The 12897-nt window shown below is 64.5% G+C and carries 14 protein-coding genes; 6 read left to right on the forward strand and 8 right to left on the reverse strand.

What is annotated here, in order from left to right:
• The first annotated feature begins 296 nt into the window (after window positions 1–296).
• Together D8Y22_RS11930 and D8Y22_RS11935 are read left to right on the forward strand one after the other, a co-directional pair.
• Window positions 297–962, forward strand: a complete 666-nt coding sequence (locus D8Y22_RS11930; RefSeq protein ID WP_246084422.1) for a hypothetical protein — start codon at window positions 297–299, stop codon at window positions 960–962.
• 106 nt (window positions 963–1068) lie between these two features.
• Window positions 1069–1404: a DUF5789 family protein gene (locus D8Y22_RS11935; protein ID WP_141464933.1), complete on the forward strand. Its 336-nt coding sequence runs from the start codon at window positions 1069–1071 to the stop codon at window positions 1402–1404.
• A 154-nt stretch (window positions 1405–1558) separates the two neighbouring features.
• On the opposite strand, the gene D8Y22_RS11940 is transcribed toward D8Y22_RS11935, so the two are convergent.
• The 4 genes from D8Y22_RS11940 to D8Y22_RS11955 all read right to left on the reverse strand — a co-directional run bounded on the left by D8Y22_RS11940 (window position 1559) and on the right by D8Y22_RS11955 (window position 6814).
• Complete coding sequence (locus D8Y22_RS11940) at window positions 1559–3403, reverse strand: carbon starvation CstA family protein (RefSeq protein WP_141464934.1); 1845 nt, start codon at window positions 3401–3403, stop codon at window positions 1559–1561.
• Window positions 3404–3493: 90 nt separating this feature from the next.
• Window positions 3494–4456, reverse strand: coding sequence for an ArsA family ATPase (locus tag D8Y22_RS11945; protein WP_141464935.1), 963 nt, complete (start codon window positions 4454–4456; stop codon window positions 3494–3496).
• Window positions 4456–4752: a hypothetical protein gene (locus tag D8Y22_RS11950; RefSeq protein WP_141464936.1), complete on the reverse strand. Its 297-nt coding sequence runs from the start codon at window positions 4750–4752 to the stop codon at window positions 4456–4458. Before D8Y22_RS11950 ends, D8Y22_RS11945 begins: the two co-directional genes overlap by 1 nt.
• Window positions 4753–4816: 64 nt before the next feature.
• Window positions 4817–6814 carry a hypothetical protein gene (locus tag D8Y22_RS11955; protein WP_141464937.1) on the reverse strand — a complete coding sequence of 666 codons (1998 nt, stop codon included), beginning with the start codon at window positions 6812–6814 and terminating at the stop codon, window positions 4817–4819.
• Window positions 6815–6919: 105 nt separating this feature from the next.
• Between D8Y22_RS11955 and D8Y22_RS11960 the strand changes: the two genes are divergently transcribed.
• Window positions 6920–8218, forward strand: coding sequence for a CobW family GTP-binding protein (locus tag D8Y22_RS11960; RefSeq protein ID WP_141464938.1), 1299 nt, complete (start codon window positions 6920–6922; stop codon window positions 8216–8218).
• An 86-nt stretch (window positions 8219–8304) separates the two neighbouring features.
• Here D8Y22_RS11960 and D8Y22_RS11965 read toward each other — a convergent pair whose 3' ends face one another.
• Window positions 8305–8955: a helix-turn-helix domain-containing protein gene (locus D8Y22_RS11965; RefSeq protein ID WP_141464939.1), complete on the reverse strand. Its 651-nt coding sequence runs from the start codon at window positions 8953–8955 to the stop codon at window positions 8305–8307.
• A gap of 85 nt (window positions 8956–9040) precedes the next feature.
• Here D8Y22_RS11965 and D8Y22_RS11970 point away from each other — a divergent pair, with 85 nt between their 5' ends.
• Complete coding sequence (locus tag D8Y22_RS11970; RefSeq protein WP_141464940.1) at window positions 9041–10711, forward strand: NADH-quinone oxidoreductase subunit D; 1671 nt, start codon at window positions 9041–9043, stop codon at window positions 10709–10711.
• Between the two features lie 51 nt (window positions 10712–10762).
• Here the strand turns inward: D8Y22_RS11970 and D8Y22_RS11975 are convergent, their stop codons facing one another.
• Window positions 10763–10990 (reverse strand): hypothetical protein, encoded by a 228-nt coding sequence (locus D8Y22_RS11975; RefSeq protein WP_141464941.1) that lies wholly within the window; start codon window positions 10988–10990, stop codon window positions 10763–10765.
• A 2-nt stretch (window positions 10991–10992) separates the two neighbouring features.
• Window positions 10993–11412 carry an HIT family protein gene (locus D8Y22_RS11980; protein ID WP_141464942.1) on the reverse strand — a complete coding sequence of 140 codons (420 nt, stop codon included), beginning with the start codon at window positions 11410–11412 and terminating at the stop codon, window positions 10993–10995.
• Window positions 11413–11527: 115 nt separating this feature from the next.
• On the opposite strand from D8Y22_RS11980, the gene D8Y22_RS22395 reads away from it, so the two are divergent.
• On the forward strand, window positions 11528–11695 hold the full coding sequence (locus D8Y22_RS22395) for a hypothetical protein (RefSeq protein ID WP_174811838.1): 168 nt from the start codon (window positions 11528–11530) through the stop codon (window positions 11693–11695).
• Between the two features lie 69 nt (window positions 11696–11764).
• Here D8Y22_RS22395 and D8Y22_RS11985 read toward each other — a convergent pair whose 3' ends face one another.
• A complete protein-coding gene (locus D8Y22_RS11985) occupies window positions 11765–12517 on the reverse strand; it encodes a uracil-DNA glycosylase (protein WP_141464992.1) in 753 nt (250 codons plus the stop codon).
• An 83-nt stretch (window positions 12518–12600) separates the two neighbouring features.
• Between D8Y22_RS11985 and D8Y22_RS11990 the strand changes: the two genes are divergently transcribed.
• Window positions 12601–12840, forward strand: coding sequence for a hypothetical protein (locus tag D8Y22_RS11990; RefSeq protein WP_141464943.1), 240 nt, complete (start codon window positions 12601–12603; stop codon window positions 12838–12840).
• The last annotated feature ends 57 nt before the right edge of the window (window positions 12841–12897 follow it).

The following is a 12897-nucleotide window of genomic DNA, read 5'->3' on the forward strand; positions in this document are numbered from 1 at the left end:
TTCAACACCCTTACTGATCGACTTGGATTTGCCAAGTCCTGGATCGACCAGTTCCTCAGTCCATATTTGCAAAAGTTATCTTGATCATTATCGTCGACATCGCACAGCGGCCACAGGCTTCTCGATCCGAGCTCATAGCCGGCGATACGGCCCGGCGAGACGTAATACTGTCGGAGCCCTCGCGGTGGGTCTCGAGGCTGTTCGAGCGTCTCCTGGGTTCACGCCGGCGTCAAAACCAGCTCCGGGAGGTCGCCGGATGCCGACGCCCTTTTACTACGGCCGTGGTATCACCACCCATGGGCAGTGATCGAGCGGGAGCCGACGGCGGAAACGGGGACCGAGTTGGGAGTGGAGGCCACGAAGCCGACCTCGAGGAACAGACCCTTCCCCAGGATGTCCTCGAGAACGTTCCCGACTGGGACGACGAGTACCTCGACCGGGTCAGCGACCGACTCATGCACACCTACGATTTGGACAAAGACGTTCGCGCCCGGAGCGAATCCTTCGATCTGTACGGCGAGCTCCGCGTCGAGAGCTCCAAACACCTGTTTCATCCGTCGGTCCAGTACGCCAACCACCACATGCGAGAGTATCTCTACGCGGATCGGCGCTCGAGCGTTACCGTCGCCGACCTCGAGCGACTGGTCGATCTGGGTCACGAGCTCGCCGACGAGCGCGTCGAGCCCGGCGACCAGCACCGCGCGACGGAGTTTACCTTCGTGCTCGTGGTGCCGGAGATCCCCGACGAGGTGGCCTCGTTCGTCGCGAACTTCTCGGATCGAACGCTGCTATCCTACGGCTTTCACGGCCACTACGAGATCCACTGCTGTGTCGTCGCACCCGACCACGAGGCAATCGTCACGAGCGACCGCACCGAGATCGACGCGGCGTTTGCACTCTGGGAGCCGATCGAGCGACAGGGTGGCGTCCTTTCGCGCGTTCGCGGTCTCCTCTCGCGGTGAGTCGGCACACAGCCGCTGTTTGCGTAAGCGTTCGTACGTTCCGACGTAGCAACGTTCAGATGGAAATGAACACAGGGTTATTTCGCTCGCTCACATAGAACGGATAATGGCAGACGATAAAAAAGGCCGAGACAAGAAAGCGGATGACACAGAGCGACGCCAGCGAGAGCGGGAGCTCGAGGAAGCGCGCGACCGGACCGACGAACCTGAACCGGCACACAACGAAGCTGGCGAGGGACTTGGTGACCTCGATGACGCGCTCGACGACCACGACTATCCAACGACGACGGACGAATTGATCGAGGCCCATGGTGATCGGGAGATCGAAACCCAGGAAGGGTGGAAATCCCTCTCGGAGGTGCTCGAATCGACCGATAGCGAACAGTACGACTCCGCCGATGACGCTCGAGGTCGGATACAGGGCCTGACATATCGCGGATGAGTGCGTCCAAACCAATCAACGCTGTATCTGTCTTTCTTGACCCTCGCCCAGACACAGCCACCCGCTCTACAGAGATTGTTTTGCTACAGTAACACCTGCAACTAGATACACACTGCTCGCACCCCGAGACGCGGTGGTCGAGACCGCAGTGCGATCAGTCGTCGTCGGAACCGACTGCCGGCTCGTCGGTCGACAACAGACTGTCGCGTGCGGTCTGGAGGTTCTCGTAGGCCATCTTGATTATCGACAACGCGAGGGCGATCAACACGAGCGCAAGCACCAGCCGGAGCGCGCTCGAGGCAATCTCGAGCCCGCTCGCTTCGGCTCGCCAGGCGGTATCGAGGAGCGTTCGCTGGAAGTTCTCCACGAACGCCAGCCACAGCAGTCCACAGACGGTGATGACGGTCATCACGATGACGGGAATGCCGGTAGTCAGCAGCTGCTTGGTGTCGCTCCAGTTGGCCAGCCACACGGTCGCGGTCAGCAAGGCGAGTGCAGCGAGTAGTTGGTTCGCACCGCCGAACAATGGCCACAGCTGTTCCCACTGGCCGCTCGAGACCAGCAGAAAAGCGGCGAACGTCGCGATGCCGGTGTTGACGTACTTGTTCGCGACGGCGTTCTGGACGCCGCTGTCGGGCGTACCGATCAGCTCTTCCATCATGTAGCGTCCGAGTCGGAGTCCGGTGTCGAGACTGGTCAACAGGAAGCTGACGAAGACCAGCGCCATGAACACCTCGCCGGTGAGCATCGGAATGCCGAAGCTAGTGAGGATGAGCCCACCACCTTCCGCGAAGTTCGGCAGCGCTGCGCCGATGCCGCTGACGCCTTCGGCCGTAACCGCGATGACGGAGACGGCCGCGAGCGCGGTCGCGGCGAGGAGCCCTTCGGCGAGCATGCCACCGTAGCCGATCAGACGCGCATCGCTCTCCCGGTTGAGCTGTTTGGCGGTCGTTCCCGAGGAGACCAGCGAGTGGAAGCCGCTGATCGTCCCGCAGGCGATGGTGATGAAAAGCAGCGGGAACAGCGGCATCGCCACGCCGACGAGGTCGCCGCCCATGAAGCTCGTGTAGGCCGGCAACTGAATCTCGAGTGCGCTCGCACCGCCCTGTGTCGTGCCGAGGAACGTGCCGACGATCACCGCGAGCAGGGTCCCGCCGACCCCGGAGTAGAGGAGGAACGACGAGAGGTAGTCCCGCGGCTGTAAGAGCACCCAGACCGGGAGGATGCTCGCGGCGAAGGCATACCCCAGCGCGACGATGATCCACATCGCCGTGTTCGCGCCGAACAGTCCCGATCCCGGCACCCAGGCACCCTCACCCGATAACAGGATAAACGCCTGGTCGGCGAAGCCGCTCGGTTCGAACAGCGCAATCGGGAACTGAATACCGACCCAGACGCTTGCAAAGACGCCGGCGACGAAGACGACCGTGCCCGGAATGAACGGCAGATCCAGCTGGTAGAGCCAGGCGCCAAACACCAGCGCCAGCCCGATGTAGATCAAACTCGCCGTCGCCGCCTGCGGATAGGCGTCCAAGATGATCGCCACCAGCAAGGAAAACACCGCGACCACGAGGATGATCACGAGGAAGGCAAACCAGAGGAACATGTTCTTCCCCCGCTCGCCGATGTACTCCCCGATGATGTAGCCGATCGACTTCCCCTCGTGTCGAACGCTCGAGGACAGTGCCATAAAGTCGTGGACGGCACCCATCAGCGGGTTGCCGATCGCGACCCACAGCAGGGCCGGGAGCCAGCCCCAGACCAGCGCCGCCGTGATCGGGCCGGCGATCGGTGCACCGCCGGCCACGCTCGAGAAGTGGTGCCCGAGCAACACCGGTTTCTTCGCCGGGACGTACTCCTGACCGTCTTGATACTTGTGTGCCGGCGTCTCCCGGGAATCGTCGAGTTCGACGAACTGCGAGAGGTACCGGCCGTAGCCCACGTAGCCGACGGTAAACAGTACGAGTACCGTCGCCACGATCCAAATTACCCCTGTCATGACTCCTAGTCGTTCGATTAGAGTACGCACACATAAATCATGTGGGACTGTGCCAGGGGGCACGGGTCGAAATCGACCGACAGTCGTCGGCTACCGCTCGTCGGCGGTCTCGATCTCGAGTGTCGCCGCGACCGTCGCCAGCCGATCCAGTCTGACCTCCTCGACCTGTGTTTCGATCGTCGCGACGACGGGCGGTGAGAGTACCTCGCGTGCGGTCTCGAGGCGCTCTTGTTCGGTGTCCACCCGGGAGCGAAGGTAGCGAGCACCGCGGCCGTCCTCCTCGGGGTCGGGTTCGGGCGTGAGTCGATTAGCGACGAGACCGCGAACCGAGAGCTCTCGCTCGTCGAGGTCGGCGATCGCTCGCTCGGTTTCTCGAATCGAGAGCGAATCCGGGTTGAACACGAGGAAAAACGCGGCGTCCTCGCGGAGCGTCTCGCCTGCGTACTCGAAGAACTCCTTGCGCTCCTGTAAGTGCGCGAGCACCGGATCGCCCTCGAGTACCCGCCGCGGTTCCTGATTGCCGATCGCCGCCTTCTCGAAGCGATCGATACTCCGGCGGCGTTTGGCCATGAGCCGGTCGATCCACCCCTCGAGGTAGTCGGGCAAGGAAAGCAGTCTGAGGGTGCCGCCGGTCGGGGAGGTATCGAAGACGATCCGCTCGAAGTCGTCGGCCTCGCGCATGACATCGACGAAGCGATCGAACAGCGCGGCCTCGTAGGCGCCGGGCGTCCCGTGGGCCATCTCGATCTGTCTGTCGACCGCGTTGACCATCGCCGCCGACACCTGCTGTGAGAGGTTCCGTTTGACGTCCTGAAGATGCCGGGAGACTTCCTCCTCGGGATCGATCTCCATCGCCGAGAGGTGTTCGACCCCCTCGACCGACCGAGGCTCGTCGCCAAACGACTGCCCGAAGAGGTCGCCAAGCGAGTGAGCGGGATCCGTCGACACGACGAGCGTCTCGAGACCGTCCTGAGCGCACGTGTAGGCGTAGGCCGCCGAAACCGTCGTCTTCCCGACTCCACCTTTGCCGCCGAAGAAGACGTGTCGATCCATCAGAAGTGATACTGGCGACCTTTGCGCTCGACGAGCGAACCGCGATCCCACAGCCGGCGCTCCCAGGCCTCGAACTCGTCCTCGAGATAGGGCAGCAGTTCCGCCGTGTAGTACGACACCGGCGAGGGAACGCCGAACGCGTCGGGGAAACACGACAGCATGAACTCGTCTTCGAGGTCCTCGGCTTCGGCCTCGATCTTCTCGTAGGCCGGGTGCGAGATCATCCCGTGATACAGGCCCCGAAGCCACTCCTCGAGGGCGGCGCGGAACGTGGCGATCCGATCGGCGAGTGTCATCGTCCGACATGCTCGGTGCCGACGACAAAAAGATGTCGTCGACGGCGACGGGTCGCGCTATCCGCTATCGGTCGGGAGCCACGAAGCCGACCGAGTGGTCGTCGCCGTAGACGAGCGTGGCATGTCGAAAGTCGTCCACGTCGACATCGAACCTGTCGCCGGCTTCGAACTCGCCGCTGAGTTCGTCCTCGAGCGCGAATTCGCTGTCACCGTCGTCTCCCCAGACCCGGACCTCGAGGGTCGAGACTGGCAGTTCGTCGCCGCCGACGTGTTCGATCGCCCCGTCGTCGTACTCGAGGTGGACCGACGGCAGGGCTCGCGTGCTGGCGACGCGGGCGTCGTCCGCGACCCAGACGACGTCGACGGTCACGCCGACCGACACGTCGGTGACGTCGATGGTCGTCTCCCCAGAGAGGGTGTCGGTCTCGTCAGACCACTGCGTCTCGGCTGGGTCGCCGTCGATCTCGTCGTCCCACCGCGCCCCATTCGGGTCGTCGTCGATCCGGAGTTCGTACGCGTCGGCCGGCCGTTCGTCCTCGAGGGAAAGCGTCGCCGAGAGCTGGCGGTCGTCGTACTCGTACTCGAACTCGACGTCGCCGGGGGGCGAAACGCGATAGGAACCGATTGCGTCCCGGTGGGTCCGCCCCTGCCAGCCGACGACGACGTGATCGCCGGGCGAGACGTCCTCGAGAGCGCCCGCGTCGCCGTCGGTGACCGTCTGACCGGTCCATGGGTCGGCCGTTGCGTGGGGTTCCGGCTCGTCCTCGCTTCTCCCGACGAACGGGCGCTCGTCGTAGGCCGCGAGCGTGATGTGATCGCCCTCCAGTGGGAACTCGTCCCCGTAGGTTACCGCGAGTGAGTCGTCGTCGTGGTCGTAGTCGAACTCGAACGTGAGGTTGTTGAGAATCGTCGTCCCCGAGCCACTCCCGCCGGCTGCGTGATCGTGTCGAAGCATGATCGAGAGGTTTGGCTCGACGTCGTCCATGTCGACGACGATCGTATCGCCCGCCTCGAGCGTTCCGTGACCGTCGGCCCAGATGTCACGGTCGTACACCTCGTCGTCGAGCTCGAGCGTGAGATCCTCGATCGGCGTCGGGTCGCCGCGGCCGATCTCGATCTCGAGGTACTCGTCGTCCGGGTCGATGTCGCGGTCGGCTCGCAACGAGCCGGGGCTGTCGTGCTCGCGGGCGGCGCGTTCGGCCGCGAGGTCGCGTTCGGCTGTCGCAGTGACGAGCGAGCCGTCGACCTCGACCGTCGGCTCGTCGCTGGTCGCCATGTAGGCCAGTTCCCCTTCGACCGCTTCGACGATATCGTCGGTGACCTCGCCATCGTCGTCGAATGCGAACGCGACGACCGTCTCGATCGTATCCGCATCGAGGACGGTCATCGCCCGTACCGTATACGCCACCGTGGCGTCGTCCGTGCCTGGAACTACGTGATCGTCGTCGTCCGTGATCGTGACGGTGACGTTGTCCGCACCGGCGAACTGCTCGAAGGCCGTCTCGAAGCGCGAATCGGTCTCGAGCAGTTGCTCGCCCTCGCCCGCGCTGGCGGCGACGGCGTGCTCGATCGTTCCAGCGTCGTCAGCGACGACGACGATGTCGTCGACGACGGCCGCGAGTTCGTCTTCGTCCGGCGCTTCGTGCCGGTCGTAGTCGACGCCAGCGACCGTCCGGCTTGTTGGGTCGCCCTCGAGGTCGACATCACCAGTGAGTACGACGACCGTACTGGCGAAATCCTCGTCGACGCTGTAGGCGGTCGTCATCGTCTCGATGGCGTCGGCATCGACGCCGAATGCCATTCTCGTCGGCCGCGGGTCGTGGGGATGGTCGGCCTCGAGCCACCGGTCGTAGTCGATGTGGGAGACGGTCGTCGACTCGCCGGCGACGGCGGCGGGGAGGGCCTCGAGTTCGGCGTCGATAGCGACGGCGTTCGATGCGGCGTCGGCATCGCCCGTACGAGTAGCATCGTCCGATTCGTCAGCACTCGTCGTCCCGACGGCGACGAGGGAAGCCGTCGCTGCGAGACCACCGAGGAGGGAACGGCGGGGACACTGTTGCATACGAGCCGACTTGATACTCCACCAACAAATAACTTCCCGTTATACTCCAAACCGCGACAGTCCCGAAGACGACGCTTCTTGACCCCGGGGCTCCAATAGCGCCGTATGAACGCCGATTCGGACGATATCCCCGTCACCGTCCTCTCGGGTAGTCTCGGCGCGGGAAAGACGACCCTCGTGAACCACCTCCTTCGGAACGCGGGCAACCTGGACCTCGCTGTCCTCGTCAACGACATCGGGTCGGTCAACGTCGACGCCGATCTCGTCGCCGACGGCTCGGACCTCGAGGTCGACGACGGCGTCGCCGAACTCTCGAACGGCTGTATCTGCTGTGAACTCCAGGACGACTTAGAGACCGCAGTCGTTCGCCTCGCGCGTGAGCGGGACTTCGATCACCTCCTCGTCGAATCCTCGGGCATCTCCGAGCCGGCACCCGTCGCCAGGCTGTTCACGACGACCTCGAGGGTGGCCGCCCGCTACGAGATCGACGCGCTGGTTACCGTCCTCGATACCCGGCTCTTTCTCGATACCTTCGCCGGCGACGAGGTGCCAGAGCGCCGGGGCGCGGTCCAACCCACCGACAGCGACGACGATCCCGACGACGATGCCGCCGATGGCGACGACCGCCGCCCCCTCTCGGATCTACTGATCGAACAACTCGAGGTCGCGAACGTCGTCCTGCTGAACAAGGCCGATCAGTGTGACCCCGACGAACTCGAGGTCGCAGCCGAACTGGTTCGTGCCCTCCAGCCCGACGCGACGACGATCCGAACGGCGTTCAGCGCGATCGACCCCGGTCGACTCCTCGGTGTCGGCCAGTTCGACCCCGACCGACTCGGCGAACTCGCCGGTTGGCAGCGGGCGCTCGAGGACGATCACGACGATGCGCACGGCTCCGACCACGACGATTCTCACAGTCACGATAGACACGACGACCACGATCACGACCATCGCCACCCCGACGAGGTCTACGGCGTCGACTCGTTCGTCTTCCGGGCACAGCGGCCGTTTCACCCCGAGCGGTTCACGACCGTTCTCCGTAATCTTCCCGACGGCATCGTCCGCTCGAAAGGCACCGCCTGGGTCGCCGATCGCGACGTGAAAATCGATATCGCCCAGGCGGGGCCGTCCGTCCGCGCAAGCGTTCGCGGCCCGTGGATCGACGCCCTCCCCGAAATCGACCAGGAACTCTACCGATCGAACCGTCCCGGCCTCGAGTGGGACGACGATCACGGCGATCGGCGGACGGAACTGGTCGTCATCGGAACCGATCTCGAGGAACGTGACCTACGTTCCCGGCTCACCGAGTGTCTGGTTACCGACGAGGAGTGGAACCGCTCGAGCGCCCTTGAGAATCCGTTCCCGCGCGAGGGCGAGGAACCGGTCGTCCTTTGCGAGCCCTGACGTTGATCTGTGAGCCCCACCACAGGTCCATCACCCCTTACGCACGCTCGCGACGAGTCGCCGCCTCGTCGCGTCCACGAGGGCGCTCAGAGCTCGAGTCGCCCCATCACGCATTGTTCGGCCTTTCGCAGGTGCTCGGCGGCGGTCCCCGGGGCACAGCCGAGTTCCGCGGCGACGGCCTCGACGCCCGCCTCCCGGGGGACCGCGAAGTAGCCCAGGTTGCGGGCGACGCGTACGGCCTCGCGCTGGCGGTCGGTCAGCGCCTCGAGCGTGCGGTCGCCGCCGCGGTAGTCGCCGACGCGTTCGACCGTCGTCTCCATCTCGTCGGGGACGGTCTCGAGTGCCGCCTGGATGTCCGCGGGATCACCGACCAGGCCGAATCGGACCGACCAGTCCATGCGATACTCGAGCGGCGGAATCGGGACGAGGCTGCCGCGGGCGAACGCCGACACCAGCTGTTCGCCCAACTCGCCCGGCTCCTCGCGAACGTAGACGTAGAACGCGTCGTCGTCACCGTCGGTGACGTCGATCGTCGTGGGGTTCTCGAGTTCGAGCAGGCGTTCGCGGTAGGCCTCTCGGTCGCCCCGGACGTGAAAGAGCATGACGTTGTAGCCGTCGTGGGCGTGGTTCCAGTTGACCAGCCAGTAGCGCGTAAACGCGTCGTGCTCGGCGACGAACCGATGCATCGGATGGACGTTCTCGGGACCGTGCTGTAGGGTCAGCCGAACCGACTTCATCGGTCCTCGTTCGTCCGCCTGGCATAAATGACCTAGCCACTGATGCAGAATGTCCACCCGAGAGCGGTGGCAACCATCGAGTAGGATGCCTTCGCAGTCGGACCTCGAGACTCTTCGCTCGGCCGGACCGGACACAGACGACGAGACACCGCTCGAGACCCTCCTCGAGGAGTACACGATCGGCCGCGACGACCACCGGCACGCGCCGGCGTTCGTGATCCGGCCCGACGAGGTACAGACGGTGCTTCGGACGCTACGCGAAGCGGCTGGATTCGACCACTGTGCGTGTGTCACCGCCCAGCAGTATCCCGACCGGTTCGAAACGATCTATCACCTCCGTTCGTACGCCGACGCGAGTCGCGAGGTGAGCGTCGTCGTGCCGACGCCGATCGACGAGCCGAGACAGGAGTCCGCCGCCCCGGTCTTCGAGACGGCGAACTGGCACGAACGCGAGGCCTACGACCTCGTCGGCATCGAGTACGCGGACCACCCCGATCTGCGACGCATCCTCCTGCCAGAGACGTGGCAGGGACACCCGCTGTCGCTTGCCTACGACCGCCAACAGCCCCAGATCGTCACACTGGCCGAGCACGCGAACCCGATCGCGGGGAGCGAACGCGATCCCGAGGGCGAGACGCTGTTTCTGAATATCGGCCCCCATCACCCCGCGACCCACGGCGTCATGCACGTCAAGGTGGTGCTCGACGGCGAAACCGTCGTCGACGCCGAACCGGACATCGGCTACATGCACCGCTGTGAAGAGCAACTGTGCCAACAGGGAACCTACCGCCACCAGATCATGCCCTACCCCGACCGCTGGGACTGGGTCTCCTCGGGCCTGTTGAACGAGTGGGCCTACGCCCGTACTGCCGAAGACCTCGCGGACATCGAGGTGCCCGAGTACGCCCAGGTCGTTCGCACGATGGGGGCCGAACTATCCCGGATGGCCGCACACTTCATCGCGCTTGGCACCTACGCGCTCGACGTCGTCGGCGAGTTTACAGCCACGTTCCAGTACGCCATGCGCGACCGCGAACTCGTCCTGGACATCCTCGAGGAACTCACCGGCCAGCGGATGATGTTCAACTACCTCCGTCTGGGCGGCGTCGCCTGGGACCTGCCAGAACCCCGCGAGGAATTCGTCGCGCAGGTTCGAGACTTCCTCGCTGATTTGCCCGCCAAGATCGACGAGTACCACGACCTGCTGGTGACCAACGAGGTCGTCCAGCTTCGCTGTGTCGACACCGGCGTCCTCGAGGCCGACACCGCCAAGGCCTACGGCTGTACGGGGCCCGTCGCCCGCGGCTCCGGCGTCGACTACGATCTCCGCCGAGACGACCCCTACGGCGTCTACGACCGCCTCGAGTGGGACGTCGTCACCGAATCGGCGGGCGACAACTTCGCGCGATTGCTCGTCAGGATGGGGGAGGTCGAACAGTCCGCGAAAATCGTCGACCAGTGTCTCGACCTGCTCGAGGCGTGGCCTGAGTCCGAGCGAACCCTCCAGGCGACCGTCCCCCGAACGCTCAAACCCGACGCCGACATCGAGATTTATCGTGCTGTCGAGGGGGCGAAAGGCGAACTTGGGATCTACATTCGCGCGGACGGGACCGAGACGCCCGCCCGATTCAAAATCCGGAGCCCGTCGTTTTCGAACCTCTCGGTACTGCCCGAACTCGTCCGCGGCGAGTACGTGCCCGACCTCATCGCCGCGATTGGGAGTCTCGATTGTATCATGGGCGAGGTCGACCGCTAACGACGCTGCTCGAGCGCGTCGATGACGACCCGCCTCGAGCGCGACCCACTCCTACGCCGGTCGAACCCGTTCGTAGATCGGAACCAGCGCCGTCCAGAAGAGGACGAACGCCGCCCCGACGGCGACGACCGCGAGCCACGGAATCGCGGTACCCGTCGGCGGCCCGCTCGCGAGCAACGCGATTGTCCCGACGAACAGCACGATACAGGTACAGACGCTGCCGACCTCGAGGGTCGTCGCGACCGGGTGGGCGCGAAACTGGGCGACGAGGCCGCCCATCCTCAGGCCCGCGATTCGATGTCGGCGGCGATCTCGTCGAGTTCGTCGTCTCCGAGATCGGCGAACCCGCCCATCGCGGCGTGAATCGGGCCACCGTCGTCGCCGTCGAACCGGGGGACGATATGACAGTGGACGTGGGGCACCTCTTGGCCGGCGGCCTCGCCGTTGTTGAACGCGACCGTCGAGGCGTCGGCGTCGACGGCGTCCTCGACGGCGGGCACCAGCTGCTGAACCGTCGCGTAGAGATCCGTCGCGACATCGTCGGGAAGGTCGTTGAGCCGCTCGTACTCGTCTTTCGGGATCACCAACGTGTGTCCCGGCGACAGCGGATTGGCGTCGAGAAAGGCGAACGTGGTCTCGTCTTCGTAGACGACTCGCGCGGGGATCTCCCCCTCGACGATCTGGCTGAAGATCGTGCTCATACCCACCACTGTGTCCGCTCTCCGTAAGAAACTTACCAGAACTGACCCGATCGTTGAATCGCACCCTCGAGCCGAACGATTACTGTGGTCGCGACCGTAGCACCGGCAACGAGCGATGAGCCCGACAAAATCCAACGGCCCCATCCAGAGTCTACTTGAGGCCGAGCGGCGACTCCACGAGTTGGCACCGATCAAAGACATCTACAGCAAACTCTTCTTGCGGACGATCGCCTGGTTTCTGTTCTTCTGGCTGCTCTACGTTGGCTTTACTGCCGTCGTCTGAGTTACGATCGTCAATCCCGCGAACCGCCTTCCCGCGTGTCTCTAGGAGCCACCAGACAGGCTCGACCAGCTACTCGAGGGGGCGATCACAACACGCCGTGAGCGTCTCGCCGACGGCCTCGATGTAGGAGTCGGGATCGTGATCGATTCGGGGTATCCAGACGTCCTGATACGAGGGATGAAAGATGGGGACGAGCCAGACGCCGAGTTCCTCGCAGGCGATCGGCTCGAGGACCGTCTCGAGAAAGCCATCGAGCGATCGGTTTTCGGCCGCGAGCATCGTTTTCGTGGCGTGTTTGCCGGTCGCGAGGACGACGTCCGGATCGACGATCTCGAGTTCGGTCAGTAGGTGCTCCCGGCAGTTCGTGCGCTCTTCTGGCGTCGGCTCGCGGTTGCTCGGGGAATCGGCCGGATCGGTGCTCGCGGTTTCACCGCTCGCATCCGAGGTGCGTGGCACCTCGCTTGCGGGAAAGCACTTGACCGCGTTCGTGTAGTAGACGTCGTCGCCGAACCCCACCGTCTCGAGCAGGCGCCGGATTCGCCGACCCGAATGCCGGGAGGTGTAGGCCTTCCCGGTCCAGTTGCCACCCCGCCAGCGATCGGCATCGGGATCACCGTATCCGGGTGCTTCGCCGACGACCACGACGCGTGCATCCTGCGGACCCGTTCCCCACGAGATACACTCACGGCTGTCAGTGAGTGCGGGACACCGATCGCAGTCCGCCTCGAGGACGGTTCGGTCGGTTGGAAATGCGGGCTCGGACGACCCCCCGTCGCCGTCGGCACCTGATTGGGATGGAGGCGAAGACACGTTCGCGGGCAGGGACTCGAGCGTGGTATGTCGATCGGTTCGTCCGTCGCGCTCGAGGGATAGAGTTACAATCACCGAGCCACTCTCGAGCAGTAATGCCGTCGGCTACACCCGAACTCCTCGCCGAATCGCTCACACTACTCCTCTATACGCTCGTCGCCGTGGTGCTCACGGTTGGCGGTCTCGCCGCCGAGTACGCGAGCGTCCAACACTTCGGTGCGGGCGAGCAACTCGTTGCGCTGTGGCTCGCCGCGATCGGCGTGGTCATGCTGTATGGCGGTCTCTACAAACTCGGCTACGAGCGGGTGCTTCTGGGGATCGCTCGGACGGTTTGAGATCCCGACAGGCTCGGTCAGGGCGGCGATCACCGCTATCGATGCATTGACCCTCGA

Origin of the sequence: Salinadaptatus halalkaliphilus (assembly GCF_006543045.1) — an archaeon.
GTDB lineage: Archaea > Halobacteriota > Halobacteria > Halobacteriales > Natrialbaceae > Salinadaptatus > Salinadaptatus halalkaliphilus.

Excerpts from the sequence above, each read along its gene's own strand:
- D8Y22_RS11930 (WP_246084422.1), top strand. The coding sequence starts at position 297 with ATGGGCAGTGATCGAGCGGGAGCCGACGGCGGAAACGGGGACCGAGTT.
- D8Y22_RS11935 (WP_141464933.1), top strand. The coding sequence starts at position 1,069 with ATGGCAGACGATAAAAAAGGCCGAGACAAGAAAGCGGATGACACAGAG.
- D8Y22_RS11940 (WP_141464934.1), bottom strand. The coding sequence starts at position 3,403 with ATGACAGGGGTAATTTGGATCGTGGCGACGGTACTCGTACTGTTTACC.
- D8Y22_RS11945 (WP_141464935.1), bottom strand. The coding sequence starts at position 4,456 with ATGGATCGACACGTCTTCTTCGGCGGCAAAGGTGGAGTCGGGAAGACG.
- D8Y22_RS11950 (WP_141464936.1), bottom strand. The coding sequence starts at position 4,752 with ATGACACTCGCCGATCGGATCGCCACGTTCCGCGCCGCCCTCGAGGAG.
- D8Y22_RS11955 (WP_141464937.1), bottom strand. The coding sequence starts at position 6,814 with ATGCAACAGTGTCCCCGCCGTTCCCTCCTCGGTGGTCTCGCAGCGACG.
- D8Y22_RS11960 (WP_141464938.1), top strand. The coding sequence starts at position 6,920 with ATGAACGCCGATTCGGACGATATCCCCGTCACCGTCCTCTCGGGTAGT.
- D8Y22_RS11965 (WP_141464939.1), bottom strand. The coding sequence starts at position 8,955 with ATGAAGTCGGTTCGGCTGACCCTACAGCACGGTCCCGAGAACGTCCAT.
- D8Y22_RS11970 (WP_141464940.1), top strand. The coding sequence starts at position 9,041 with ATGCCTTCGCAGTCGGACCTCGAGACTCTTCGCTCGGCCGGACCGGAC.
- D8Y22_RS11975 (WP_141464941.1), bottom strand. The coding sequence starts at position 10,990 with ATGGGCGGCCTCGTCGCCCAGTTTCGCGCCCACCCGGTCGCGACGACC.
- D8Y22_RS11980 (WP_141464942.1), bottom strand. The coding sequence starts at position 11,412 with ATGAGCACGATCTTCAGCCAGATCGTCGAGGGGGAGATCCCCGCGCGA.
- D8Y22_RS22395 (WP_174811838.1), top strand. The coding sequence starts at position 11,528 with ATGAGCCCGACAAAATCCAACGGCCCCATCCAGAGTCTACTTGAGGCC.
- D8Y22_RS11990 (WP_141464943.1), top strand. The coding sequence starts at position 12,601 with ATGCCGTCGGCTACACCCGAACTCCTCGCCGAATCGCTCACACTACTC.